Origin of the sequence: Frateuria aurantia DSM 6220 (assembly GCF_000242255.2) — a bacterium.
Classification (GTDB): domain Bacteria; phylum Pseudomonadota; class Gammaproteobacteria; order Xanthomonadales; family Rhodanobacteraceae; genus Frateuria; species Frateuria aurantia.
In genome coordinates this window covers 2,502,875-2,529,640 of the sequence record NC_017033.1, presented here as the reverse complement: position 1 = coordinate 2,529,640, position 26,766 = coordinate 2,502,875, and the positions used below count along the sequence as shown (strand labels likewise).

The 26,766-nt window shown below is 63.2% G+C and carries 19 protein-coding genes; 7 read left to right on the top strand and 12 right to left on the bottom strand.

What is annotated here, in order from left to right; translation table 11 throughout:
• Positions 1–110: 110 nt before the first annotated feature.
• Together FRAAU_RS11745 and pip are read left to right on the top strand one after the other, a co-directional pair.
• The gene (locus FRAAU_RS11745; RefSeq protein ID WP_014403743.1) at positions 111–1,490 is read left to right on the top strand and encodes an FAD-binding oxidoreductase; all 1,380 of its coding nucleotides are present in this window, start codon (positions 111–113) and stop codon (positions 1,488–1,490) included.
• A gap of 72 nt (positions 1,491–1,562) precedes the next feature.
• A complete protein-coding gene (gene pip / locus FRAAU_RS11740) occupies positions 1,563–2,504 on the top strand; it encodes a prolyl aminopeptidase (protein ID WP_156803521.1) in 942 nt (313 codons plus the stop codon).
• Between the two features lie 92 nt (positions 2,505–2,596).
• Here pip and upp read toward each other — a convergent pair whose 3' ends face one another.
• The 4 genes from upp to FRAAU_RS11720 all read right to left on the bottom strand — a co-directional run bounded on the left by upp (position 2,597) and on the right by FRAAU_RS11720 (position 6,243).
• Positions 2,597–3,226 carry a uracil phosphoribosyltransferase gene (upp, locus tag FRAAU_RS11735; RefSeq protein ID WP_014403741.1) on the bottom strand — a complete coding sequence of 210 codons (630 nt, stop codon included), beginning with the start codon at positions 3,224–3,226 and terminating at the stop codon, positions 2,597–2,599.
• 175 nt (positions 3,227–3,401) lie between these two features.
• Positions 3,402–3,935: a Synuclein family protein gene (locus FRAAU_RS17590; protein ID WP_052317900.1), complete on the bottom strand. Its 534-nt coding sequence runs from the start codon at positions 3,933–3,935 to the stop codon at positions 3,402–3,404.
• 270 nt (positions 3,936–4,205) lie between these two features.
• On the bottom strand, positions 4,206–4,598 hold the full coding sequence (locus FRAAU_RS11725; RefSeq protein WP_014403740.1) for a PsiF family protein: 393 nt from the start codon (positions 4,596–4,598) through the stop codon (positions 4,206–4,208).
• Positions 4,599–4,746: 148 nt separating this feature from the next.
• Positions 4,747–6,243 carry an aminotransferase class III-fold pyridoxal phosphate-dependent enzyme gene (locus FRAAU_RS11720; protein ID WP_014403739.1) on the bottom strand — a complete coding sequence of 499 codons (1,497 nt, stop codon included), beginning with the start codon at positions 6,241–6,243 and terminating at the stop codon, positions 4,747–4,749.
• A 621-nt stretch (positions 6,244–6,864) separates the two neighbouring features.
• Between FRAAU_RS11720 and FRAAU_RS11715 the strand changes: the two genes are divergently transcribed.
• From FRAAU_RS11715 to queA, 3 genes are all read left to right on the top strand, one after another.
• Positions 6,865–8,079 (top strand): sensor histidine kinase, encoded by a 1,215-nt coding sequence (locus FRAAU_RS11715; protein WP_014403738.1) that lies wholly within the window; start codon positions 6,865–6,867, stop codon positions 8,077–8,079.
• On the top strand, positions 8,076–8,678 hold the full coding sequence (locus tag FRAAU_RS11710) for a response regulator transcription factor (protein ID WP_014403737.1): 603 nt from the start codon (positions 8,076–8,078) through the stop codon (positions 8,676–8,678). The genes FRAAU_RS11715 and FRAAU_RS11710 overlap by 4 nt, the downstream gene beginning before the upstream one ends.
• 95 nt (positions 8,679–8,773) lie before the next feature.
• On the top strand, positions 8,774–9,808 hold the full coding sequence (gene queA, locus FRAAU_RS11705) for a tRNA preQ1(34) S-adenosylmethionine ribosyltransferase-isomerase QueA (RefSeq protein ID WP_014403736.1): 1,035 nt from the start codon (positions 8,774–8,776) through the stop codon (positions 9,806–9,808).
• Between the two features lie 25 nt (positions 9,809–9,833).
• Here queA and bcsC read toward each other — a convergent pair whose 3' ends face one another.
• The 8 genes from bcsC to FRAAU_RS11665 form a co-directional block, all read right to left on the bottom strand.
• Positions 9,834–13,367, bottom strand: a complete 3,534-nt coding sequence (gene bcsC / locus FRAAU_RS16585; protein ID WP_014403735.1) for a cellulose synthase complex outer membrane protein BcsC — start codon at positions 13,365–13,367, stop codon at positions 9,834–9,836.
• A gap of 59 nt (positions 13,368–13,426) precedes the next feature.
• A complete protein-coding gene (gene bcsB, locus FRAAU_RS11695) occupies positions 13,427–15,697 on the bottom strand; it encodes a cellulose biosynthesis cyclic di-GMP-binding regulatory protein BcsB (protein WP_014403734.1) in 2,271 nt (756 codons plus the stop codon).
• Between the two features lie 69 nt (positions 15,698–15,766).
• Positions 15,767–18,355 (bottom strand): UDP-forming cellulose synthase catalytic subunit, encoded by a 2,589-nt coding sequence (gene bcsA, locus FRAAU_RS11690; RefSeq protein ID WP_014403733.1) that lies wholly within the window; start codon positions 18,353–18,355, stop codon positions 15,767–15,769.
• On the bottom strand, positions 18,348–19,058 hold the full coding sequence (locus FRAAU_RS11685) for a cellulose synthase operon protein YhjQ/BcsQ (protein WP_014403732.1): 711 nt from the start codon (positions 19,056–19,058) through the stop codon (positions 18,348–18,350). The genes bcsA and FRAAU_RS11685 overlap by 8 nt, the downstream gene beginning before the upstream one ends.
• Positions 19,055–19,264, bottom strand: coding sequence for a cellulose biosynthesis protein BcsR (gene bcsR / locus FRAAU_RS11680; protein WP_014403731.1), 210 nt, complete (start codon positions 19,262–19,264; stop codon positions 19,055–19,057). The genes FRAAU_RS11685 and bcsR overlap by 4 nt, the downstream gene beginning before the upstream one ends.
• Positions 19,261–20,850 carry a cellulose biosynthesis protein BcsG gene (gene bcsG, locus FRAAU_RS11675; RefSeq protein WP_052317897.1) on the bottom strand — a complete coding sequence of 530 codons (1,590 nt, stop codon included), beginning with the start codon at positions 20,848–20,850 and terminating at the stop codon, positions 19,261–19,263. The genes bcsR and bcsG overlap by 4 nt, the downstream gene beginning before the upstream one ends.
• Before the next feature lie 17 nt (positions 20,851–20,867).
• Positions 20,868–21,047 (bottom strand): cellulose biosynthesis protein BcsF, encoded by a 180-nt coding sequence (bcsF, locus tag FRAAU_RS11670; RefSeq protein ID WP_014403729.1) that lies wholly within the window; start codon positions 21,045–21,047, stop codon positions 20,868–20,870.
• Between the two features lie 2 nt (positions 21,048–21,049).
• The gene (locus FRAAU_RS11665; protein ID WP_083841171.1) at positions 21,050–22,669 is read right to left on the bottom strand and encodes a cellulose biosynthesis protein BcsE; all 1,620 of its coding nucleotides are present in this window, start codon (positions 22,667–22,669) and stop codon (positions 21,050–21,052) included.
• 450 nt (positions 22,670–23,119) lie between these two features.
• Here FRAAU_RS11665 and bcsZ (FRAAU_RS11660) point away from each other — a divergent pair, with 450 nt between their 5' ends.
• Positions 23,120–24,280 (top strand): cellulose synthase complex periplasmic endoglucanase BcsZ, encoded by a 1,161-nt coding sequence (gene bcsZ / locus FRAAU_RS11660; RefSeq protein WP_014403727.1) that lies wholly within the window; start codon positions 23,120–23,122, stop codon positions 24,278–24,280.
• 285 nt (positions 24,281–24,565) lie between these two features.
• Positions 24,566–25,816: a cellulose synthase complex periplasmic endoglucanase BcsZ gene (gene bcsZ / locus FRAAU_RS11655; RefSeq protein ID WP_245546354.1), complete on the top strand. Its 1,251-nt coding sequence runs from the start codon at positions 24,566–24,568 to the stop codon at positions 25,814–25,816.
• Positions 25,817–26,766: the final 950 nt, after the last annotated feature.

Genomic DNA, 26,766 nt, shown 5'->3' with positions numbered 1-26,766 from the left:
GAGGGACAAATACTATAGGCCATCAAAAGCTGCAATGCAGCATGACTGGACGGCGTCCCGGGGCAGTGGCAGGCTGTCGGCCAGCCACCCTTGCCAGGACACGAAAGACCATGAGCGATTTGCGTGAGGCGCTGTTGCGCGATCTGCCGGATATCCGTCTGCTGACCGCGCCGGCCGAGCTGGAACATTATGGCCGGGACTGGACGCGGCGGTGGAATCCGGCGCCGTTGGCCATTGCCTTGCCGGCCGATACGTCCGAAGTGCAGCAGCTGGTACGCTGGGCTGCCCGGCATCAGGTCTGCGTCGTTCCCTCCGGCGGTCGCACAGGTTTGTCAGGTGGCGCGGTGGCCGCTCATGGCGAACTGGTGATCAGCCTGGATCGCATGCGGCAGGTGCTGGCTTTCGATGCGGCGGCCAGGCTGTTGACCGTGCAGCCGGGACTGCCCTTGCAGGCCGTGCATGAAGCCGCCGCCGGACATGGTCTGATCTACCCGGTGGACTTTGCCGCCCGTGGTTCCTGCTCGATCGGCGGCAATATCGCTACCAATGCAGGCGGCATCCGGGTGATCCGTTACGGCAATACCCGCGAATGGGTGGCCGGTCTCAAGGTGGTCACTGCCAAGGGCGAGCTGCTGGATCTCAATCGGGGGCTGGTCAAGAATTCAAGCGGCTATGACCTGCGTCATCTGATGATCGGCTCGGAGGGCACCCTGGGCATCGTGGTCGAGGCCACCTTGCGACTGACCGATCCACCGCCGCCGTCGCAGGTGATGTTGCTGGCCTTGCCGGACATGGCGGCCTTGATGCAGGTTTTCGAGCTTTTTCAGCATCGGCTGCCATTGCAGGCCTTCGAATTTTTCACCGATGTCGCACTCAGGCATGTACTGGCCCATGGCGCGAGTCGAGCCCTGGATGGCGATTATCCGTATTACGCAGTCTGCGAATTCGATGCCGCTACCGAAGCCGCGGAAGAGGTGGCGCTGCAGGCTTTCGAGAAGGCCATGGAGCAGGGCTGGTTGCTGGATGGCGTACTGGCCCAGAGCGAGGCGCAGGCCGCCGCCTTGTGGCGACTGCGCGAGGGCATCACCGAAAGTCTGGCTCCGTACCAGCCCTACAAGAACGATGTCTCGGTCCGGATCAGTGCGGTGCCGGCTTTTCTGGCCGACATGCAGGATCTGCTGGGGCGTGAATATCCGCATATCGAGGTGGTCTGGTTCGGCCACATCGGTGATGGCAACCTGCATATCAATGTGTTGCGCCCCGCGGACATGGCGGCCGAAGACTTTATCGGCCAGTGCGAGCGAGTGACCAAGCTGCTGGCAGCTACCCTGCAACGTCATGGCGGCAGCATTTCCGCCGAGCACGGCATCGGTCTGGTCAAGCGCGATTATCTGGGCAGCACCCGCAGCGCGGCCGAGATCGCCCTGATGCAAGGTATCCGTCGGGCGTTTGATCCCGACGGGCTCCTCAATCCCGGCAAGCTGTTCTGAGAGGCTGCAACGGGCGTGGTAATCTGCGCCCTCGTCTTGTTGATGGATTGAACCGTGACCACTGCCCGCGGCCTGGAAGCCTTGTATCCCGCGATCGAACCCTTTGATCAAAATCATCTGGCGGTCTCGTCGCTGCACAGCCTCTATTACGAGCAGAGCGGCAATCCGCAGGGCAAGCCGGTGGTATTCCTGCACGGCGGACCGGGTGGCGGCAGCCATCCGCGCTGTCGCCAGTTCTTCGATCCGGCGATCTATCGCATCGTGCTGTTCGATCAGCGCGGCTGCGGCCGTTCGACGCCGCATGCCGAGCTGCGTGACAACACCACCTGGGATCTGGTCGCGGACATCGAGCGGCTGCGCGAACATCTGGGTATTGAACAATGGCAGGTGTTCGGCGGTTCCTGGGGTTCGACCCTGGCGCTGGCTTATGCCCAGACCCACCCGCTGCGGGTCAGCGAGCTGGTCCTGCGCGGCATTTTCATGCTGCGCCGCAGCGAGCTGGAATGGTTCTATCAGAAGGGCGCTGACAGCCTGTTTCCGGATGCCTGGGAGTCATACCTGGCTGCCATTCCGGAAGTCGAGCGCGGTGACCTGATGAGCGCCTATCATCGTCGTCTGACCGGGACGGACCGGGCGCAGCAGCTGGCGGCGGCCAAGGCCTGGTCGGTGTGGGAAGGTTCGACCAGCCATCTGCATCAGGACCCGGGGCATATGGCGGCGACGGGCGAGGATGAATTCGCGCTGGCCTTTGCCCGCATCGAATGTCATTACTTCGTGCATGGCGGCTTTTTCGATCACGATGACCAGTTGCTGAGGCATGTGGATCGCATCCGGCATATTCCGGCCACCATCGTGCAAGGCCGCTATGACGTCGTCTGCCCGATCCGCAGTGCCTGGGACCTGCACCGGGCCTGGCCGGAAGCGGATCTGCGCATTGTCGCCGATGCCGGGCATTCGGCTTTTGAACCCGGGATCGCCGAACAACTGGTGGCCGCGACCGACCGTTACGCCTGAATTGCGTGTGGCGGCGGCCTTGGGGTCGTCACCTCGCCAGGTTCGGGTCCAGCCGGCAGCCGGAGGCGGGAACACCTCCGGCCGTGCCGTGTTCAGGCCTTGGTGCCGAATATCTTGTCGCCGGCGTCTCCGAGACCGGGCAGAATGTAGCCTTGCTCGTTCAGGCGTTCATCAATCGAGGCCGTATAGATTTCCACATCGGGGTGGACTTGCTCGACCCGCTTCAAGCCCTCCGGTGCGGCGACCAGAAACAAGGCTTTGATGCACTTGCTGCCAGCGGCCTTGAGCATGTCCACCGTGGCGATCAAGGTGCCGGCCGTCGCCAGCATCGGATCCACGATCAGGGCGGTGCGTTCACCCATCTGGCCGGTGAGCTTTTCATAATAAGGAACGGCTTCCAGGGTTTCCTCATCCCGCTGCAGACCGACCACGCTGACACGGGCGGCGGGAATCATTTCCAGCACGCCGGGCAGCATGCCCAGGCCGGCCCGTAGAATCGGCACGATGGTGACCTTCTTGCCGGCGATGCGGCGGACCTTGATGGGTCCTGCCCAGCCATCGATGGTGGTCTCCACGGTCTCCAGGTCCTTGGTGGCCTCGTAGGTCAGCAGGGAGGCCACTTCAGAGGCCAGTTCCCGGAAGTCCTTGGTACTGATGCCGGCTTTGCGCATCAGGCCGATCTTGTGCTGGATCAAGGGGTGGGCGACTTCGACGATTTTCATGCGTTGCAGACCATCACTACCGGTTGTTGACCTGGAAGATAGTGCCTGATCCGTGGTGGTGTTGCGAGCCGGCCGGCCCCTTGAACACGGGTCAGACCATGCAAAACGGCCGATCCCCGCAGGAATCGGCCGTCATGGAACCCGCTGACCGGCGCGATGCCGGCCGCGGCGAATCTTACTTGTCGCCGCCGGTTGCCGACTTCACGGCTTCCTTGGACTTGTCCCAGGCCTTGGTGGTGCCTTCCTTGGTTTTGTCCCAAGCCTTGGTGGTACCCTCCTTGGTCTTGTCCCAGGCCTTGGTAGTACCTTCCTTGGTCTTGTCCCAGGCGGTGTCACCGCCGTTCTTGCTCTTGTCGGAGATTTCCTGGCTCTTTTCCTTGGTCTTGTCCCAGGCTTTGGTCGACTTTTCCTTGGTCTTGTCCCAGGCCTTGGTGGTGCCTTCCTTGGTCTTGTCCCAGGCTTTTTCGGAACCGTCCTTGGTCTTGTCGTAAGCCTTTTCGGTTCCGCTCTTGGTCTTGTCCCAAAGCTTCTTGCTGCCTTCCTTGGTCTTGTCGTAAGCCGAGACCGTACCGTCCTTGGTCTTGTCATAACCTGACTCGACCGCGGCCTTGGACTTGTCCAGCAGCGAGGTCTGGGGGGCCGGGCTGGCGAAGGCCATCGAAGTGGCCAGGGTCAGGGCGGCGAAGGAGAGAGTGGTACGCAGGAACATGGACTGAAATCCTTATCTGTGGGACAGAAGGTCGAGGTGCCTGCAGGCACCTGCAACTGGAGTTTACCAGCCCCGACCGGATTCCCGCGCCCGCCATCGCTTGCCACCCATGATTGGTTCAGCCTTGCGGCGGGCCGGCGGCGGCATGCGTGGGCGGAAGGGTAGCGATTTCCGGGCGTAGTTCACCCTGTCTGTGATGGCGGTTCCGGTGGGAACAGGGAAGGCCGGTTTGACGCGGGACCGGCCTGAACCGGCCCCCGTCTGGCTGAATCAGCCCTTGAGGCAGCTGCTCATGAAACTCTTGCGCTCGGCGCCCTTCAGGCTCTTGGCTTTGGCCTGCACATTGCATTCGGTCATCTTGGCGCGCTGGTCGGTGCTCTTGCCTGTACCGGTCACGGCAGCTTCCGTCTTGCCCGTCGTGGTGGAGATTTCATCCTTGGCTTTTTCGGCAGTGGAGAAGGCGCTGCTGGCAGCTGTCTTGCCCTTCAGGCAGCTGCTCATAAAGGCGCGGTGCTCGGCCCCCTTCTTGCCGGTCGACTCCTTGGCGCAGGTGGCCATCCGCTGCTGCTGGGCGGTGAGGGTCTTGGCGGAAACAGGCGCAACAAAAGCGGATGATGCCGCCACGGCCAGGGCGGCAACGGCTAGGCTGGTACGCAGGAACATGATGGAAACCCCTTTGCGATGGATGACGAGATGCAGGTTTGCCCGCAGGCAGTGTGCAGCCGCAGTCTATGTCGATACGCGTGCAAAGGGGAGTGCTGGCGGGGCTGTCTGCTGTCGCTCGTGTGTCGAACGACAGCATGTTCGGCACTCAGGACCTGTCGGTGTCCGTCTGCCTGGGCCCATGCAGCAGGGCATGACGCAGCTTGTCGATGACCAGGCCGATCTCGGCGCTGCTGATGCGAAAGTGCGGCGTGAAGCGCAGTGAGCGCGTACCGCCGTGGATCACCCCAACGCCATGGCTGCGCATGTATTCCTCGATCGAGTCCTCGCCGTAGCACTTGTAGGCTTCGGCCAGCTCGCAGGAAAACAGCAGTCCTGTCCCCTGCACCTTGGTGATCAGGCCGGGCAACTCTTCCTTCAGCTGGTTCAGTCGCTGCAGGACCTCTTCGCCACGTTCGCGGATATTTTGCCTGACGCTGTCGTTCAACTGGCCCAGGGTGGCGATCGCCACCTCCAGTGCCCGCGGGTTGCCGGTCATGGTGTTGCCATATACCCCCTTGCGATACAGACCTGCGGCCTGTTCGCCGACCGCCAGTATCGACAGCGGATACTGGCCGCCATTCAAGGCCTTGGAAAAAGTCTCGAAGTCGGGCGGTGGCAGTGTCTCGAAGCCGGGGTAGTCGACCAGTGACAAGACACCGTGGGCCCGCAGGCCGGCCTGGATCGAGTCGACCAGCAGCAGGCTGCCGTGATCGGCGGTGAGCTGACGGGCGGCGGCGTAAAATTCCGGTGTCACCGCCCGGCCGGGGTCGCCCTCACCCATCACCGGCTCCAGGAACATGGCCTCGATAAACCATCCCTGGCGGTCGGCCTCGGCGAACACGGCCTGCAACTGTTCCAGGTCATAGGGTTCGACGGTCAGCAGGCTGTCCTGCTCCCGATAGCTGGCCAGATGCTGACGGTACACCGCATGCGAAGAGTCGGAATACAGTGCGGGGCGGTCGGTGCGGCCGTGGAAAGCTCCCTTGACCGCCAAACGCTTGATGCGGCGGCCGGCATGGCGGCCATCCGGGTCCGTCAGGTGCTTGGCATGGATGTCGGCAATGCGACAGGCCAGGCTGACGGCCTCGGAGCCGGAATTCAGACACAGCAGGCGAGCATAGGGCGACCCGCCGCGGCGATGGCCAAGCTCCTGTTGCAAGGCCTTGGCAAAATGCCGCTGAGCCACGCTGGGGGTCATGATATTGGCCATCACCTGAGGCCGGGCCAGCGCGCTGAGGATGGCCGGGTCGTTGTGACCGAAACCCAGCATGCCGTAGCCGCCATTGTCATGCAGCACGGCACCCTTGAGCGTCACGATCCAGGGGCCCTGGGCAGCAGCCGGCAGGTATCGATTGATGGCATCGTCCGGATAGAAGTTCACGAAGCCGCTCTGGGCCTGCCGGATCTGCTCGGCCTCATCCAGACGCAGAAACTCCGCATCGTCGGTCTGCAGACGCCGGTGAGTCTCAAGGGCCGCGGCGATGGCCAGCCCCAGCTGTGGGTCGCCGGCCGCAAAATGCGCGATGCTGGCATCGTCCAGGCCCCAGGTCAGGGCCTTTCCACCGAAATCACGAAGTTCCTGCAATTGCTCGATCACGCTCATCAACCTGTCTCCCGGGCGGAATGTCGGCGGCTTGCCCACACTCCCAAGTAGTGCATTGAGAATCAACCGCGGCTCATGCTCCGGCAGCGGCCCCCGCCGGAGCGGAACATGAACGCCCGAGCATAGCGCGCAGGGATGGCAGGGGGTACCCCGTCCGGATCGGAGAGGCTGACAACTGTCAGGTCGAACAGCTGACGGTGACCACTGGGGCATCCTGGTCTGGCGAGAGATGCTTGGTGCACGATGGCTGAAACAGGAGATGATCATGTCGGATGTGGTGGACAGACCGCTGCAGCTCGAGGCAACGGGCCCGTCGCATGACGGGCAAGTGGTGCTGAAGGATCTGAGCATGACGCTGCCGCCGGTGCAGGTGATGGCCTTCAGGGCCCGATGGCGCGGGCAAGAGCACGGCGATGGGCATGATCAACGGACGGGTCGTGCCGGATCGGGGACAGGTCCGCAGTTGGGGCGGCTCTCTCCGGGTGCTGGCGTCATGCAGGCGTTTGGGGGTGATGCCGCAGCACGCATCCGTCCGGCCGCATGTACTGGTGCTGCTCGGCTACACTCTGCTTTTCGCGGGATGGGCGATACGCCGTCTGCAGACCAAGGGGGAAGCCGCCGATGACCAGGTCAGATGCTGCCATGCCGAAGTCCGGCTCGATCTGGCGGTGCTGGCTGACGCCTGCGCCGGGTTCGGATGCGGCGGCCAATATGGCTCGCGGCATCTCGCCGTGGGTGGATCTGATCCACTTGCTGTGGTCGCTGTGGATCGTGGTGGTGCCTTGGCTGAACCATGATTTCAGTCGGGCCTGGTGGCTCAGTACGAGCCTGAGCTTTCCCCTTTTTCTGGTCTTGTTTCTGGCCAGCTTTTTGCGCCCTCGCACCCAGGTCAACCGTTTCAGCTGGGGTACGCTGATCCTGTCGCTGCTGGTTGCGGGCTGGAATTCGGGAGCCAGCGGGACCTATTTCATGTTTGCCTGCATGACTCTGGATGCCGATGGCGGACGCTGGCGCGGCTGGCGGGCCTTCGCGACCCAGTTGTTGCTGATGATCGGCCTGTTCGTGCTGGTCTGTACCCGCCATCATTACCCCGAGGTGCTGCTGTTGTGGATGAGCGGTGCGGCGCTGGTGGCCAGCATCATTGTCCAGGTGATGAAATCCATGAATCGCAAGGCCGATCGTCTGCGCATGTCGGAAAGCGAGGTGCGGCGTCTGGCGGGCCTGGCCGAGCGTGAACGGATCGGGCGTGACTTGCATGACCTTCTGGGGCATACCCTGTCCACCATCACCTTGAAACTGGAGTTGTCGCGGCGGCTGTCGGAGAGCGACCCGGAGCGATCGGCGCGGGAGCGTGACGAAGCCGAGATCATCGCGCGTGAGGCGCTGGCCGAGGTCCGGGCCGCGGTCACAGGCATTCGCGCGACGGATCTTGCCGCCGAACTGGCGTCGGCCCGGCTGCTGCTGGCCGCCGCCGGGGTGGCACTGGAGCACGATGTCTTGCCGACGGGGCTGCCCCCGGCCATGGAACGCAGTGTGGCGCTGGTGGTACGCGAGGCGCTGACCAATATCGCCCGCCATGCGGCGGCGGCAAGGGCAAAAGTAAGTTTCCGGCAGGATACCGATGGCCTGCATGTCGAGGTTCGTGATGATGGTCACGGTATCCGGGGCATGGCCGGTCATGGTCTGAGCGGCATGCGGGAGCGGGTCGAAGCTCATGGCGGGCGCCTGCAGCTGGATACAGGCCCGGCGGGTACCCGGGTGATCAGTCTGTGGCCTTTCGGTCATGACCCGTCCGGTCCGGCCATCGGTGTCGGCTTGCAGCAGGCGCCGGCATGATCCGGGTGGTGCTGGCCGAAGACCAGGGCATGGTGCGCGGTGCCTTGTCGGCCTTGCTGAATCTGGAAGCCGATATCGAGGTGACCGCCACCGCGATTGACGGCGAGGCGGCCTGGCGCGAATTGCAGCATGGCCGGGCCGACGTGCTGGTGACCGATATCGAGATGCCGGGTCTGAGCGGACTGGAGCTGGCGCAACGGGTGCAACGCCACGCCTTGCCGATCAAGGTGGTGATTGTCACCACCTTTGCGCGCGAGGGCTTTTTGCGGCGGGCGCTGGAGGCCGGGGTCAGCGGCTATCTGCTGAAAGATGCGCCTGCCGAACGCCTGGCCGAGGCCTTGCGTCTGGTCCATCGGGGCGGACGGGCCATCGATCCCCAGCTGGCGCTGGCGGCCTGGTCGGGCGGCGATCCCCTGACTGAGCGCGAGCGCCAGGTACTCCGTCTGGTGGGGGAAGGGATGGCCTCCGGCGATATCGCCCGCAGGCTGAATCTGTCGCAGGGAACGGTACGCAACTATCTGTCCGAAGCCATCGGCAAATTGGGTGTCGGCAACCGCATCGAAGCCTGGCGACTGGCCCGTCAGAAGGGCTGGCTCTAAGACCGGGATCGTCACGGGATTTCAGTGCCGATGGAAGGAACATGTAAACTGGCCGTTTTTTCCGCCCGGACCGATGCCGGGTCAGGCCAGATACCATGGACAAGTCCGATTTCGATTTTGAATTGCCGCCCGGGCTGATCGCTCAGGCTCCTCTGGCCCAGCGCAGCGCCAGCCGATTGTTGTGGCTGAATCCGGATGACGGCCATATCGAGGACAAGGTTTTCCGCGATCTGCCGACCTTCTGCCAGCCGGGTGATCTGCTGGTCTTCAACAACACCAAGGTGTTGCCGGCCCGGCTGCACGGCCACAAGCCCAGCGGCGGTGCAGTGGAGATCATGATCGAGCGGGTCTGCGGCACGCATGAGGTGATTGCCCAGTTGCGCGCCAGCAAAAAGCCCAGGGAAGGCGGCGAGATCGTGCTGGCCGACGGCAGCCGGGCCACCATGCAGGGGCGGGAAGGCAGCTTCTTCCGGCTGCGTTTCGATACCGCGCTGGACGATCTGCTTCCGCGCGTCGGCAAGATGCCGCTGCCGCCCTATATCACCCGCCAGGCCGATGACAGCGATGACAGTCGTTACCAGACCGTCTACGCCCGTGAACCCGGTGCGGTGGCTGCTCCGACGGCCGGTCTGCATTTTGACCAGGCATTGCTGGATCAGCTGAGCGGGCAGGGCATCGAATTCGGCTATGTCACGCTCCACGTGGGCGCGGGTACCTTCCAACCGGTGCGCGAAGGTCGCCTGGAAGACCATGTCATGCATAGGGAATATCTGGAGGTCGATACCGATCTGGTCGAGCGGATCGCCGCCACCCGCGCCCGCGGCAACCGGGTGATCGCAGTGGGCACTACCGTGGTCCGGGCGCTGGAGAGTGCCACTGTGGACGGCAAGCTGGGCGCTTATGCCGGCGAGACCCAGATCTTCATCTACCCGGGCTACCGGATCACCAGCATCGATGGTCTGGTCACCAATTTCCATTTGCCGCAATCGACCCTGCTGATGCTGATCAGTGCTCTGGCTGGTCGCGACAGGATCATGCAGGCCTATCAACATGCCGTGGCAGCGGGATACCGCTTTTTCTCGTATGGTGACGCCATGCTTATCCTGCCCGGAAGCGCCGCCGAGGTTTGAGTCGGCGGCGCCGCAAGTTCAGCGGTCAGCGGAAGTTGTCGTAGGGCGTCAGCGGCGTGACCGGCATCGGCAGGTCACCCTCCCAGGGGTGGAAGCTGTAGCGGATATATAGACGTCCATAACTGGGCGCATAGTCCTGGCTGTGCTGGACGGTGAACGACGTGCCCAGCACCCAGTGGGCACCGAGCCGGCGCTCCAGGGCGAGATGCAATCGGGCCCCCGGCCCCTGGCTGCGTCCTCCGGCGTTCAACCACTGCGCGGTATCGATCGTGGCCGGACTGGCTTGAGCCTGCAGCGCGGCCAGCGGTGTGCGGATCAGGCGTTCGATGGGGAAGCGTCGCGACGGATCGAGACCGGCCCAGGACCAGCTTGCCGAAGCATCGATCAGCGCCGACCAGTCGGCACTGCGCCAGGCGATGGTCAAAGGCAAGCCGATCGAGGTGTAGCGGCTGGGGCTGTAATAGTCGCCATTGCCCAGGCTGAAATAGTCCTGGTTGTGGCGATAGCCCCAGTACATCAGACTGAGGCCGCTGCGGATCTGCAGATGCGTACGTTCGACAAAGCGGTGATACCAGCCGGCCATCGCGGTCTGACGGAAGTTGGACGGGACATTCCGGCCCAGCATCAGATGGGCACCCAGGCTGGCCCAGGCGCCATCGCTCCCGCCCTGATCCACACTGAGGCCGAGGGTCGCACCGTTGGCGGTGACGCCGCCCCAACGCTGGCCGGTGCGGGGATCGATGGCACCGGCCAGCGAGATCAGCGAATTGTCCATCGGACGGCGCGAACCGGTCAGACGCCAGCCCAGCCACCCCAGATCGCCGCGCCAGCTGATGCCCCCCAGCCAGTTGCCCACCGCATAACCGAAGGGCGAATGACCGATATCGGCCTGCACTCGGCCATCGGCGCTCTGCCATCCCCCTGCAAGCAGTACGCCATCGGCATGTTGATGCTGGCGATTGCTGCAGCCCGGCAGCTGCTGGTATCTGCCCAGACTGTCCAGCCCGGCGAAGAGGCAGCTGCCAAAATCATCCAGATAGCGGCCGCCGCTGTTCAGCCGGAAGCTGCCGGCATCCAGTTGCTGATGTTCCAGCCGCACGAAGGCGCGGCCGGTGACCCAAGGGAAGGCGTAGTCGAGCATCTGGGTCTGGTTGCGCAGATCGGTGGCGCCGGCCTGACCGTTGCTTCGGCTGTTCAGACCTTCGTCCAGGGTCAGTACCGGGTCGGTCCGTTGATAGTACTCGGCGATGTCGCTGCGCAGACTTTGTCGCAACCAGTCATCGCTGTCCCGGGCCCGGGTGGCCCGGGTCAGTTGAGCCGGATCTGCCGGCGTGGTGATCGTTGCGGGCAGCAGCCGGAGTTGTTGCAGGGCGCGGGCGTCGTCCTGCAGGGCGCGCGCAGGGTCGTCTTTCCGTTCCCAGCGAGCCAGGTCCCGCAGATCCAGGGCCGAGGGATGAGCTTCGTCAGCCAGCGCGGCTCGCATCTGGGCCGCGGCACGCCGCGGCTCGCCCAGCTGACTCCAGTCTCTGGCCATGCGCCGTCGGTCGCTGGCCGAGGGGGCCAGGCTGGCGGCAGCCAGCGGCTCAAGCCGGCTGCGGGCCTCGCCCGTGCGCTGCAACTGCAGCAGTGCATCGATTTCATCCAGCCTCAGATCGATGCGCTGTGGCCACTGCGCAAGCAGTCGCCGGTCTATCGCCAACTGCGTATCGTGGTGGCCTTGCTGGCGTGCAAGCTCGGCCTGCAGGCGCCATGTATCGAGGGTATCCGGCAGCTGTTTGACGAGATCGGAGGCGATGCCGAAATGGCGGGCCTGAAGTTCGGACCAGACGCGACGGGTCAGCTGTCGGATCCGGATCTGATGTTCCAGCTGCTGCATTTCCGCGGTCATCCGGGCGCCGTGCATGGTCTGCAGCAGGATCAGCGCCTGCGGGTCGCGGCCGCTGCCATCGAGATACAGGGCGCGGGCATATCGCAGCTCGATGGGCGAATCAACAGAGACTCGGGCAAAGACCTGCTCCGCTTCCGTGTTGCGTCCCTGGTCCTGCAGGGTACGGGCCAGCTGCAGACTCAGCCACGGATCATCGGGAGTTGCCGCATGCGCTTGTTGCAGCAACCGGATAGCTAGCGCCATGTCACCGTGTTGCCGGGCCTCTCCGGCCCGGCGGCTCAATTCGTCACGGCGCAGCGCCATCTCGCGTGGTCGATAGCGTGCGGCGACGGGGGCGGGCAGGGTCGCCAGAAAATCATGCAGCGAGGAGCTGCCCATCTCGGCGTGGATGTTGAGCAGGCGTCGGAGCGCGCCATCATCCCCCGGATGGAGGGTCCGGACCGCATTCAGCAGCTCGATCGCACGCGGCCACTGGCGGCGCGCGATGGCCACGTCTGCCATCCCGAGACGGGCATTGATATTGTCGGGTCGTTGCTGGTGGGCCAAGGTATAGAGCCTTGTCGCTGCATCCAGCTGCTGGCGGGAAAGGGCCTGGTCGGCGTGGCGCAATTCCTGCCAGTACAAGGTGTCCTGGTGCAGGGTCCGCCACTTGGTCATGAAGTAGGGATCGTCCTCCAGCATGGTCGCTTTCTTGAAATAGATGGCCGCCTGATCATAGCGGGCGGACTGGAACAGGCTCAGCGCGTAGTAACCAAGGAGCTTGGGATCATCCGGATAGTGTTGCAGTGCCCGTTGCAGCAATGACTGGGCCAGGGCCTGATCGCGGCCATTCTGACTCAGGGTCATGCCGCGCTGGCCATCGCGCCAGGCCGGATCACCAGCCAGATGCTGCTGGCGGTCCAGGATCTGCCGCGCCTGTTCCCAGGCGCTGACGCCGGGATAAGTAGCGAGAAAGGACTGCCACAGCCTGATCGTGGAGGCATCAACGGGCAAAGACTTCAGATAGGCGAACTCCCGTTCAGAGGCAACCTCCCGATTGCCCGGGGTCGAGGCCAGCTGGTGCAGTACCATGATGGCTTGCTGCGGGTGTCCGGCGGCAAACAGTGGGCCGATCAGGGCCCAGCGCAGGGGGGCGTAACCGGGATAGTCGTCATTCAGCACCTGCAGCCGTGCAATGGCTTGCTCACGTTGTGCCGGATCTCGAGTCAGCAGAGACCAGTATTCCACGGCCAGATCCAGCGTCGGTGGCCGATCACCGAAGATACTCCGGAAACTGGCGATGGCCTGGGCATTCTGTCCGGCTGTCTCGAAGAGCCGGGCGCGATGCAGCGCCGCCTGGACCTGGGGCTGATCCAGTGCCAGAGCCTGCCGGGCCGGCTCGAGCAGTTCAGGATCCCGGGTCAGATGTTGCAGTTGTTCAAAGTAGCGGCGGGCATCGTCGCCACGATGCTGGGACATGGCCAGCAGCACGCCTTGCTGCAGTATCGCCGGATCTTCGGGAGCCAGCATCTGCAGGCGCTGCCAGGCATCCGAAGCCAGTTCCGGCCTTGCGGTGGCCATGCCGAGTCTGATCTGGCTGAGCAGCCAGATACGCTGCTGATCCGATAGCGACGCCGCCAGGCTGGCGTGAGCGGTCAGTCCACTGGCCAGCAGGATCAGCAATCGGGACATCAGGCGATGGCAGCGCCGTCCCGGTCGTGTTGCCGGAGCTGGCACAAGGCCCTGCATGCTCAATCGTGCCCCTCCAGTCGACGACGTGCCTGCCAGCGCAGCACTCGCCACAGCAAGCCGGCGACCATCAAGGTCAGCAGTGCGGCAAGCGAGCCGAGCACCAGCGGATGGTTGGAAAAGTGAAACCACAGCAAGGCCCACCAGGACAGATGGCCGATGTAATAATGCACGCCGGTGAACTGCGGACTGGCGCCGCTGTCACGCAGGATGGTCGCCGAGCCACGCAGTTCGGTGCGCTGGGTGGGATCATCCAGCACGCCCTGAAGCAGGCTTTGGCCGCTTCCCGGCGAGGCCTCCAGCACCACGATGCTTCGCTGTGGATGATGGGGTGCCTGCATCTGTACCACGCCGGCGATGGCACCGGAAGCGGTGATGCTGGAGGTGCCGGCGTCTCCCAACGAGGACATGGCGCCCTGTGCGGCCTGGCCTTCTGCCCGAATGGCAGAGCCTGGCTGGCCGCCACGCAAGCGGCTGTGGTTGCCATCCAGTTGCAGCTCCACGGGCATCTTGCCCTCCAGATGACCGGTACCTGCGCCAATGACCAGCAGGTCGGCATCCAGGCGGCTGGCCGCGTCGAAATCGGTCGAGACCTGCAATCGCAAAGCCGGGTAGCCCGTTTCCGAGGTGATGGCAGCGACTGCTGACAGCAGCAGGGTGGTGTCGGCTTCAGAGGGATGCGGTGGCATCACCGCGATGGTGTCGGCCAGATCCGCCTGGCGACTGAAGGGAAAGCCGGACTGGGCGAAGACCGACAGATTGGGCAGGCCGATGTAATGCTGATAGCCCGACAGATCCAGGCTGGAGTCTTTCAGCACTTCCGCCTGGATCAGCGGCAGGCTGACCGGGACGCAGGGATTGCCTCCTGCGCCTGAAGGCTGTGCATTGATGTCGAAGCGGAATTGCATCAGATTGCGGCTGCCGATCTCCAGGGCCGGGATGGGGACGCTCCGGTCCAGCTCGCCGAGACGATTGACCAGAGGTATGCGCAGCCGGCTCATGAACGAGGTATGGTCCGAATCCGGTACGCCCAGCGTGGCCATGATCTGGTTATTGACCTTGACCTCCAGCCAGGAGGGTTGGTCGTGGGCCGGTGGCGGACTGACCCGGGTATGCAGCTTCATGGGAATGCCGGCATCGCCCCACACGAACAGATCGGGCGGCAGGTTCAGCGACAGGTTGACCTCTGGGCTTTCGGTTCCGCTGGCCTGCAGCTGGTAGGGCGCAGTGACCAGTTCACCGAAGTGGACGGGGTGCCGGGTCTGCACCCAGGTCGGCGCGTCATATGGCTGGCGCCGCGGCGGCAGCTGAAAGCTGTCAATGCGGACCTGGCTGCCGCGAAACTGGACGTTTCCGCTGGCCAGGGTCTGCGCCGCGATCAACACCTGGGCATCGTCGCGGCCGGTCAGCAGCAGGATCTTGCCTGGGAGCCGATCAGGACGATCCAGCATTTCGATGGTTGGTGTATCGACCGGCGGTAGGTCGGGGAACAATGATTGCCGCTGGGCATTGTCCATCAGCACCACGGCATTGCCTTCGGCAGGCAGTCGGCCGTACATCGCCTGCAGATGACTGGAGCGCCACCAGCCCAGGTGTTGCGCGAAATAAGAGCCGGCCACGGCCGAGGCCTGGATCTGCAGAGCACCGGGCTGGTCGGGAAGCACGACGGGAAGATTCAGTCGGCGACCGCCTTCGGGGTCAAAGAACGGCAGCGGCAGAAATGCCAGGTCATTGCGCATGTCCAGCGAGCTGCCGGCCAGCTGCAGTTCGCTGTTCTGGCCCAGGGCCAGCCACAGCGAAGTATGTGCCGGGTATTCGCAGCTGTTGGTGTAGTGTCCGATCAGATGGAAGCGCAGGTGGTTGAAGTTGGCCAGCAGCTTGGGATCCAGGGTGATCTGCCGCAGGATGTGCCTGCCGAGATCTTCGGTGCGGAAGGGAATGACCTCAGCCAGCTGATCGTTCAGGAATATCTGCAGTTGGGACAGGCCCGGCAGCAGGGCCGGCGATGGCGTCAGGTCCAGCTTCAGGCTGGCCTGGGTGCCGACGCGGTCGCGCCGCAACATGAAGTTGATGGTGCCGTCCGGCGCCAGTCCGCTCAGCATCAGATCGCCGTTCTGGCCCAGCTGGGCAAAGCTCTGGGTTTGCTGCCAGTCGATGTCTGTCACGACCGGCGTTGCCTGCGTCGAGGCCGCTGCAACCGGTGCGGCCGGTTTTTTCAGCGGCAGAGGCGTGGCCTGGAGCGGGCAGGCACTGGTGATGGCAAGGCCCAGCATCAACAGGCGACCTGCCCGCAGCGAGCGAAATATGTCAGGGCAAAGATTCATGGGTACGGTCACTGTGAATTAAGTTGGCGATGCGGCAAGCGGACGGCGAGGCATAAAGCTCAGCAGCCAGCGCACAAGATGCACCGAGTGCCGCCCCAATCGCCGTACTGGAGCGGGCAGGTAGCACAACAGTCTTGGGTAGGCACCCAGCCCCATCAGTACGAAGTCGAAGACTTCACCGATGAAGTGGCGTTTCGGGCGGCTGTCATGCCAGTTGATCCAGGCATCGGCACGTCCGAAGGTGCAGCGGATGAATTCCACCATCTGTACATGGCTCAGCTGCATTTCCATGCCCAGATACTGGCCGGCGTGGCGGCGGATCATGGCTGGAAATGACGATGGGTCGCCGGCCCGGTCGAGAATGATCTGGACGCGACTGCCGACCGGGGCGTCGACCATTCCCTCCAGCCTGATGCCGACGCCACCTCCGGCATAGTCCCTGAGCTCGCAGGCATAGATGCGGCCGTCTTCGAACTGGATGGCGGCGGGCTGGTTGGTCGCGATACGGTGGCGCTGCCGTTGTTGCCGGATCTCCATGGCCACCCGGATGGACGCCCCCAGCACGATCAGGTTGTATACCGTCCAGGCGGCGGCCAGCCAGGTGGTGTGGATCTCGTTCTGGGGCCCGAAGCGTATGCGCCAGACGGCGAAGCCGATGCCGCACAGATTCAGGCCGGCCAGCAGAAAGTAGGGGGCTGCGATTCGCCAGTCAATCCAGTTGCGTTGCTGCAGCTCATTTTTGGCGGTGACATTGAAGTTGCCGCGATAGGGGTTGATCAGGGCCGAGGTGGTTGCCCGGGCGGTATACCAGGACAGCACCGTCTCGTAGATCTCGCCGCGGAAAGGTGCCCTGACCCGGCTTTTCTGCCGGGCATTGGCGATGGCGCTGTGAGCCATATGCGGCAACACGAACAAGGTGATGGCCACGGCCGGTGCATAGATGATCTCGATATGGAAAATCAGAAAGGCCAGTGGCGCGGTCAGAAATACCAGCCGAGGCAGTCCGGCCAGAAAGTGCATCATCGCGTTCAGATAGCACAGTCGCTGGAACAGGCTCAGTCCCTGGCCAAGCATCGGATTGTCGAGCCGGAAGATCTGGGTCATGCCGCGGGCCCAGCGGATCCGCTGGTTGATATGCGCCGCCAGGCTGCCGGTGGCGATTCCTGCCGCCTGGGGCAGGCGCAGGTAGGCCGAGCGCCATCCATGTCGATGCATCCGCAGCGAAGTATGAGCATCTTCCGTGACGGTTTCCGTGGCGAAGCCACCGATGCTCATGATCGCGCTGCGTCGAATCACGGCACAGGAGCCGCAGAAGAAGGTCGCATCCCAGGTATCGTTGCCGTCCTGCAGCAGGCCATAGAACAGGTCGCCTTCGTTGGGAGAGGATCGGAACTCGTCCAGATTGCGCTCGAAGGGGTCGGCCGAGAAAAAATGGTGCGGTGTCTGTACCAGGGCCATCTTCGGATCACGCAGCAGCCAGCCGACGGTCATTTGCAGAAACGACCGACAGGGGACATGATCGGCATCGAAGATGGCCAGCAACTCGCCATCCGTCTGGGTCAGGGCGTGGTTGAGATTGCCGGCCTTGGCGTGCTTGTGTTCGGCACGCCGGAGGTAGCCGACGCCGATCTCGGCACAGAAGTCGCGGTAGGTGTCGCGATCACCGTCATCCAGTACCCAGATCTTGAGCTTGTCTGCCGGCCAATCGATACCTTGCGCGGCAAAGATGGTGTTGCGGACCATGTCCAGGTCTTCGTTGTAGGTCGGAATCAGCACATCGACGCTGGGCCAGGATTCCAGGCTGTCCGGCAAGGAGACCGGTTTGCGCTGCAGCGGCCATATTGCCTGCACGTGGCCCATCAGCAGCACGACGAAGGAGTAGGTCTCGGCCAGCAGCAGGCCGATGCCGAACATCAGGTCCAGACTCCTGTTCCAATGCAGGGTCGAGGTATAGCGCCACCACAGATAGCGGCTGGACACCACGATGGAGAGCACGGCGATCAGCAACCCGGCGAAACGACCGGGTATGCGGTAAATGACTTGGGCCGTCAGCAGCAGCGTCAAGGCGAACACGGCCTGGGCCGGATAGCTGAGCGGCTGGCTGATGCAGATGGCAGCAAGTCCCGCTGCTGCGGCCAGCGCCAGCCAGGCGAGTCGCTGCTGTATCTTCGCCGGCAGCGCATGATAACGCTTGGTCAGGTATCCGCGCGCGTCGTGATATCGCTGGCTGTGGGCAATGCGCCGCCGCCAGCGCCTGATCCACTGTGTCGGAAGACTGGCCAGCAGGCGCAGTCGATGCCTGCCGCGCCGCAGCTGCTTTCTCAGCATCTGCCCCGGATGACGGGACCTGGGTTGGAGCAGCAGCAGTGCAGGGGTCTGCAGTAGGATGCGCAGCAGACGCCCTGGCCTGCTGGACCCTGCCTGATCCAATTGGGGGTACCAGCGTCGATAGTCCTTGACAAAGCTTTTCCATGCATCGGACTCCAGCGGAAACAGCAGCCAGGCCATCGCGGTGACCACGGTCAGGCAGCAGGCGGCCAAACGGCCGTGACCGGCCAGACGGAAAGCCTGGTTGCGACGGCAGGGCCAGCGGCGCGGATCAGCCACGGGGCGCGCTCCCGTGGGCGGCATGCGAAAGACACCAGGTGGCCAGCCCGGTCAAGTCCTGACAGGCCATGCTTTGGCTGGCGTAGTAGCCGACGGGCATCTTGGAGGCCAGAGCCTCCTCGAAGGCAGGGTCTTCATGCACTTTCTGTGAAACCGTGGCCAGATCGCTGAAACTGTCCAGCAAGGTGACCAGGTCGCGCTGCAATGGCCGGGTGGGGTTGTAGCGATTGATCAGCAGGGGAGGCGCATCGGCCTGCAGGTCGGCACGGTCAAGGCGCATCACGGCGGCAACGTCCAGCGGCAACACCCTCAGTTCGATATCCAGCGACAGGTCGGGCCGGGCCGGCGCAGGCGAGCTGCTGCCCAGGTCGAAAAGTACCCAGTCGAATCCTGCGGTCAGGGCCTCCAGTTCCGGTCCCGGTCCCTGGGCCGTGATATCCGCGTCGCGATGACCACCATGCGGTAGAACCGCCAGTTTCGATGAAAGCTCGAAGCAGGCCGAGCGCACGTCTGTACCGTCCCGTCGGCTCCAGCCTTCGACGGCCTGCAGCGGGTGGTTGAAGTGCAGGCGCAGCTGATTGCTCGCGCACATGTCGACGCACAGCACCGACTTTCCCAGCAGACTCAGCGAGTAAGCGAGCCCTGCAGTGAGCGAAGTGCAGCCGGCACCGCCGCGCATGCCGCGCAAACCGGCCCGTATCATGGCTGCTCCTTGACGGACGGCGTATCCGTCAGTCTGGCGGCCAGTTCGCCAAGCAGTGGCCAGCGATGCACCACACTGGTCTGGCGTTGCTCCCGGGCAAAATCGTGATAGACCATCCCGGAAGCGTGCAGGTGCTGTTTCAGACGGGCAATGTCATCCGTGCGGTGCACGGCAGCCTCGATGGCCGATTTGGGAGTCTGGCTCATGGCGCGGCACTCGGATAAGGAGTCCAGTCCGTTTCACCCTTCATTCGCACCCACGGCCGGCCGGCGGACTGGATGACGGTCGCCGCGCCGCTGTCGGAGACCGGAGCGGTTTCAGGCAGCTGATCCAGCAGGGTCGACAAGTCATAGTTCGGAGGCAGGATCAGGCTCTGCCGATACAGGCGGGACAGCAGCTCGGAAATGGCCAGGAAGCTGGACGGGGATTTGATCTGCATGGGCTGGTGGGGCGTGTCCGCCGTCATGTTGATCAACTTGACGGCGGCCGGGATATGGGTGATCACCGGGGTGGGGATTTCCCGCAGGCCCGGCATCTGGATGCGGTCACCGCGCAGTCCGGCACCATGCTCGGGCAATATGATCAATACCACCTTGCGTCCACTCCGCTGGATGGTATCGACCAGTGTCGACAGCTCATCCAGCAATCGGCTGGCGCGGGGGGCGTAGCCGGCCGGACGACTGTCGCCATTGGACAGTATTTCACGATTGCCGTCATGCATGGTGATGGTGTTGTAGAACAGCGCGGTGCGCGCTACGGGGCTGGCCAGCCGATGCTGCCACCAATGGCCGAGGACCTGGCCGTCGTCGCGGATGGGCGAACCGTCGAAAGCCACCAGCGCACGCGGCAAATCGTTGATCGCGAAGGGTGTGCTCTTCAGCTGACCTTGCTCATGGATGTCATCGATGAATCCGTCGAAGTGACCGTCATGATTGAGCGCAAGTTCGGTGTCGAAGCCCAGTTTCCGCAGGTTGTCGAACAAATAACAGCCGGACGGCGCGTCCTGGTACAGCGTCTGGTGACTGGTCTGGCCGCAGCTGGCCCGCAAGATGCGGATGGCTGCAGGGCCGCTGTAGGAGGTCGCCGAGTTGAAATTGTCGAAGACCACGTCCATCTTCTTGAATAAGGGGTGGTTCTGCAGACCGACGGCATCGAGGTCATCCCATGCCATCGAGCAGATATTGACGATCAGCACATCGAAGGGTTGGGCTGTGGCAGCGGCTGCAGGAAAGCGGGTGACGCGCTGCGACTCTTTTTCGTAGAACTGCTGCAGCTTCGCGTTGAGATCTTCAGGGTGGCTGGCAGGAGTGTTGGATCCGGTGCCGATACGGGTCTCGCCACGGTCACTCGTCGCCCGGACCCAGGACGGAGGAGGAATCTGCAGACACAGCAGCCATGCCAGTCCGGCAAGGCTCACGGTCGTGATGCGCAGCCAGGGCTTGAGCAGCATATAACCCAGCGCGATCAATGCCATCGCTGCAAGAAGCTGCCAGTTGACGAAGCGTAGCGCGATGTCTGCCAGATAGTCGGCGCTGAAATGAAATACGCTGCTCTCGTCGCGCAGGCGGCTGATCGGCGGCAGCCACGTCTCGTGATACAGCAGGGCTGTGCCGGCAGGGATGGCGACACACTGGCGCAGGCGGCGAGCCCGGATCGACGCCAGCGGTACCAGCAGGGCCGCGGCAAGAAGTGCATTGGCCACCGGCTGCAAGAGAATACGTCCCTGCCAGTCCAGCATCAGCACGATGCAGAAATAGATATTCCAGATGCCAAGGCCCTGAACGCGCTGCATTGATGGTGCGGCGGGCGTCATGCGGGGGGCTTGCCGGTATCGCGGATGCGGGTGAGCTGGTGACGCAGGTGTCGAGGTGGCAGGATGCGGCGCAGGTTGCCGCGCAGCCAACGCAGCCATTCATGTGCCAGCCAGCCGGCGAGTCCGGCCACGATGGCTGTTGCGGTGATCAATTGGATGGCCTGGGAATAATCCATGGTCAAAGGGCTCCGCGGGAGTCGGTCGTCATGGGACGAGGGCGCAAGGGGAGAGGACGATTGTCGGCAGTCGATGCTGTCAGGGGGAGGTTTGTCGCTTTCCGGCCAGGGTGTCCGGGCATGCGTCCCTCCGGCGCTGACGAGAAGCCATGCTCCAGAAAATAGGTCAGATCCAGCGATTCCGGACGGTCGAAAAGGTCGTGCCAGCTCAGCCGGAACAGGTTCTGGAGCGCCCGTTCAATGCCGTTGGCACGGCAAGCGTAAAGGAACAGGTAGGCCTGGTCGCCACTGGTACAGATCATGTCGCCGCGGCGCTTGACTGTGAACTGCCGGATGGCGGTTTCGAGGTCGATGCCCGCTTTGGGCTGCAGTCGCAGCAGAACGTGATTCAGGCGTTGACTGGGCGAGCCCAGACGCAATTTCTGCAGCTGCAGCATGAACCCCGCTTCAGAGACCAGCCCTGCGGCCGAGGGCGGCTGGTATTGTTCGAGCAGCTCCTCGACCTGCCGGTAGGGCGATGCGGGCCAGAGCTGGCCCTGCACGCTCTCGATCATGGTCTGGACCCGGCCAAAGCTGGCTCCGAAGGGGATAATCAGATTGGTGCCGGCACTCAGCAACAGATGTTCATCGGCGTAGCGCAGACATGTGGCCATTTCGCGGACCACGACTTTGATGTGGCTGCCGCGCGACAGACGAAGCTGAAACAACCAGCGTGCCAGCGGGATGATGTCATCGGTCTGCTGCACGCTCAGCAGCAGGGTGGCTGAATAGGCCCTCATGGCCTGATCGGCCAGCGCATCGAATGCCTCGAAAAGATGCCAGTTCGATGACGGAGCGGGCTCGCCCTCCATGACGGGACTCATAGCCAGCACCTGATCCTGATCCGTGGACGAGGAGGGGAGCTGGGGCGGCTGGCCGCAAGCAAGCGTGAATCGGGTTTCGGCGGACTGCCAATCCAGAGCGTATTCCAGCTGCGAGAACACTCCGCTGCGGTTGCACCAGTAACTGAGCTTGTAAAGATAGATATTGCCACGGTCTGCCAGCATGGCAAAGCCGTGGACCCGGTGGCCCATCTGGAACAGACGGGTTTCCAGCCCGGCGGCCTGACCATGGGAAATCACCAGCATGAGGCAGCCACGTGCCTGCAGCCAACCGGCAAGGCTGGCCAGCGAGGTCGCAAGCTCGGCGGGGTCGGACACATGCGGACCGGTCATGTTCAGGCTCAGCACGATCAGGTCGGGGCGCTGTTGCAGGATGCGATCGAGGTCCCTGACCAGCCATCGGGCGATGGTCGAGGTTTTCCCCGCGTCCAGCTGCCATAGATCAAGACGTGCTGGGCCGCTTGCTGCAGGCAGGTGTTCGACGATCTTTCGTCCCAGTGCATCATTGTCGATCAGCAGCATCTGCGCTGCTGCCGACTGGGCGGCAATCAAGGCAAGTCCCAGGCGCATGGCCGTGGCTCTGGAGTCGGCATGGATCCAGTACAGGCCCGTCGAATGCATCGCCGTGATCTCCGTCTGCAGACCGAGCAACGGCAGACAGACAGGCTCATGGCTTGTGGGTTTGAAGGTCGACAATGTGTGGGGTCCTGAGCGAAACAACGGGCAACAAGACGGCTGCATTACGTCGTGCGACGTTGTGACGCGAGTCGTGCGCCTGGCCTTGCCGGTGATGGGCTGCGTGCCCGGCTCCCAGCGTTGGGCATGAAGTCGTTCCGTCAACCCACTGCAAGTCGCGGGTACGGAAATCAACTAAAAGAATGCAAACAACATCTTACACAAATGTGAAAATTGCGTCACGTCGTAGACACGTTCCGTGGACTTGGCGACAGGCTTCGTCACCGAAGTCACTGCCGTCGTGTCGGTGCCATCCACCAAAACCGACTTTAGAGGCCATAATGACGCGCGACAATATGGCGATGGAGCTTTGCCGGCGCAGGCCTCATGTTCGAAGCATCGGCAATATCCTTCAGGCCAAAGCCCATGCCTGCGGAAGTGGCATGGCCGCGGCTTCCGGTGAATCATCAGGAGAGGAAAGATGGTTCCGGAGAACACCCAGCAAGGAACAAGGCAGTGAGCGATGTCGGTGGGCGTGAAGATGTCAGTGGCGGCAGGCGCAGGGCGCTGGTCTGGTTGGCGACAGGAGCGCTGCTGTCCAGTACCGGGCCTGTCATGGGCTTGAGCGTGGCGCGGGAGCCACTGCCGGCATGGCCGGGCTGGGAGGCATTCAAGAAGGCACAGATCCAGGCCGACGGCCGGGTCATCGATTACATCACCACGGATCTGAGGAGCACCTCCGAATCGCAGGCCTATGCAATGTTCTTCGCGCTGGTGGCCAATGACAAGCTGATGTTTGCCAGCGTCTGGCATTGGACACGACACAATCTGATGCCAGGCAGTGCGCCGATAACCTTGCCGGGCTGGCTGTGGGGGCGCTCGGCCTCGGGCGGGTATCGCCTGCTTGACGGCAATTCCGCATCCGACGCCGATCTGTGGATGGCTTACGCCCTGCTGGAGGCTGGGCGGCTGTGGCGACGCGAGGATTACAGTGCCGCCGGGCATGCTCTGTTGCAATTGATCCAGGTCCATGAGGCTGCCCGGATTCCTGGACTGGGGCCTATGCTGCTGCCTGGCCGACTGGGTTTTGCCGGTACAGGCTGGTGGAAGCTCAACCCCAGTTATCTGCCGATCCAGGTGCTCAGGCGTTGCGCCCTCGAGCTGCCGCCATCAAGTCCGTGGGCGGTATACCCGCATCAGGCGCTGCGGTTGATCCAGCTCAGTGCCGTTCAAGGGTTTGTGGCGGACTGGGTCCGCTGGAATGGCTCGAGCATGCAGCGGGACGTCACCGCAAGTTGGGACGCCATTCGCACCTATCTGTGGGCTGGCATGCTGGCTGATGAAGATGCCTTGCGCGCGCCCCTGCTGTCTGCCTTGCACGGACCGTTGGATCAATTGCGGAACGGGCAGCGGATGCCGGAAAAAATCCATCTGGAAAGCGGACTGCAGGAAGGCCGCGAGCCGCGTGGCTATGCCGGTGCATTGTTGCCGTATCTTGCCGTCCAGGGACAGAATCAGTTGCTTGCAAGCCAGCAGCAGCAGATTCCGCCTGTGGCGCAATATGCGACCACCGGATTGCCTTACTTCGAACGCATGCTGATCCTGTTCGGTGAGGGATGGCTGCAGCATCGCTTCCGCTTCGGTCCGCAAGGACATCTGATGCCGAGTTGGGCTTGAGCCTTGATCCGATCGTTCAAGCGGTAACCCGGCATCGACATGATCTGCAGCGACGGTCTCTGCCATGGCGATATCTTTTTACACGGGCCTGGCCGATGCCGGGGAGCGTGGCCTGACCCAGTCATCGGTGAGCGGGCTGCGATAGAGCGTGTGCGGCTGCATCCGGGTCACAAGCAGCTGCATCGGCTCGCAGGCATTTCATGTCGATCCATCCGGGGGGGGGGGGGGCAGCCCGTACCGCTGTTGCATTTCTCTTGCAGGCTTTCGCCCGAGAGGGCGTTTGAAATGGCTCAGTACGGCATTACGGGGCGAGCTGTAGGTGCGCTGTGGGGTGCCGATAGGCGGGCGGGTAGTTCAATGAGGACGTTGGTGATGAGTGATGTTCGGAACGATGCGCGTCGGAGGCTTTTGAAGTGGGGCCTGGGCTTCTCGCTCCTGATGCAGGGGCGTGGTGTCAATGCGACGGGCACGCTCGGTGCTGCAGACTGGCCGGAGTGGAATGATTTCGTGACGAGCCTGCTGCGTCCCGATGGTCGCATTGTCGACCTGGCTACGGCGGATCAGCGTACCACCTCCGAAGCCCAGGGCTACGGAATGTTCTTTGCGCTGGTCAACAACGACGTTGCTCTGTTCGCAAAGATGTGGAACTGGGTCGATGCGAATCTGCTTTCGGGCGGCTCGGGTGGATTGCCTGCCTGGCTGTGGGCGCAGGATGCGGACGGAGTCATGCGGGTGCTGGATGCCAATTCTGCCAGCGATGCCGATATGTGGATTGCCTACAGTCTGCTCGAGGCAGGGCGGTTATGGCATCGCATGGACTACAGTGAGGCCGGACGTCGCTTGCTGCAGTCCGTGGCCGAGCAGGAAATGGCTGCAGTTCCCGGGCTGGGGCCGATGGTAATGCCTGGATTGCAGGGTTTCAGTGGACCCGGATGGTGGCGTTTCAATCCAAGCTACATGCCTTTGCAGCTGTTGCGTCGTTTTGGCCTGGAATTCCCGGCGGACGCGTCGTGGGCCCGCATGCCGGCCCAGGCGCTCAAATTGATACAGTCAAGTGCGCCGATGGGCTTCGTGCCTGACTGGATCCGTTGGGACGGGCAGGCCATGATCGTCGATCCGGACAAGGGGGCGCTCGGAAGCTGGGACGCCATCCGGACCTATCTCTGGGCCGGCATGCTGGCCGCGACGGACCCCCTGCGCACGCCGTTGCTTGCCGCCTTGCATGGTCCGTCGGACTTGATCGACAAGGGACGTGACCTGCCGGAGAAGATGGACACCCGTCATGGCATCGGTTTCGGGATGGAGTCGAGCGGCTACGCGGGGGCACTGCTGCCTTATCTGCTGGCCTGCGGCAGCCGCTCGGGTCTCATGGCGCAGCAGGGAATGATACCGCCGGCAAGTCAGTATCGGGCGATGGGGTTGCCGTACTACCAGCGAGCGATGATTCTGTTTGGTACCGGGTTTATCCAGCATCGCTTCCGATTCGACGAAGAGGGACGCATGGTGCCTGCCTGGTGCCCGGGTTCCCGGGCCTGAATTCCCGATCAGGTCGTCATCGCGGCGGGATCAGTCGCTGCGCGACCGGTCGGCGGGCAAGGTGCATGGCCTGGCAGGTGCCGAGGATCAGCCAGGCCGTACTGTCGCCGCGGATCTCCGGGGCAGGCTGATCCAGGCGGTTGACGATGGCAGGATGGCGTTGCAGCCGGTTTCCTCGAGGCTGGGCGTCCTCACCCTGTTTGCTGGCCCGTTCACGGGCGCCAGGTCGCTACGGCGTCACTGCATCGATATGCCGGCCATGAACGAGAGAAAGGCAAGGCTGACGTCAGATGGAAGCCGCGAAGTCTGAAGCATGGAGCCGGCCGGTCAGGTCCGGGGATCTTTCCGTGCGAGCGGCGTCGCGCCACTTGCCGTTGCGCCATTGTCATCAGTGCGAAGATTCGATCCGGCACGATCCGCCGGAGGGTGGTTCGCGATGGATGGGACATATCGGTGTCAAGGCATCTGGACGCCCACTGGGTCATAATGTCATGCCGGTGATGGTCGCAGGGCGAGAGGGGGTTCCTGCATGGGGGGGCGCGATGATGCGGTGCCGACGGTAAGAACAGCCGCACGGTATCACGCGAGACAGGTACGTCACTTCTGATTGAGATTTTATGTCGTGTTTTGCGTGACGGACTTTGCCAAACTTGAAAATATAGCGTGGGAAGTCGCTATTTGTTTGGCATCACGACATAAAGCCATCGTGTTTGAAAGCCCGGCCGAAACCGGCAGGATGCCCAGCAGCATGGTCCTGGGTGCTTCACTGCTGAAGGGCCTCTGCGCAGGTCGTGCCTGTCAATACGCGCTGGAACGATGCGCAAAAATCCATGGAGGAGGCGCGAAGACGAATCATCGCCCTTTCCGTATTGCGGCGGGTATAGATCGTCTGGCGTGCACAAGCGACCCGTTGTCATGACGGGCGGGGTGGTGCGTGCTGCCGGAATGAT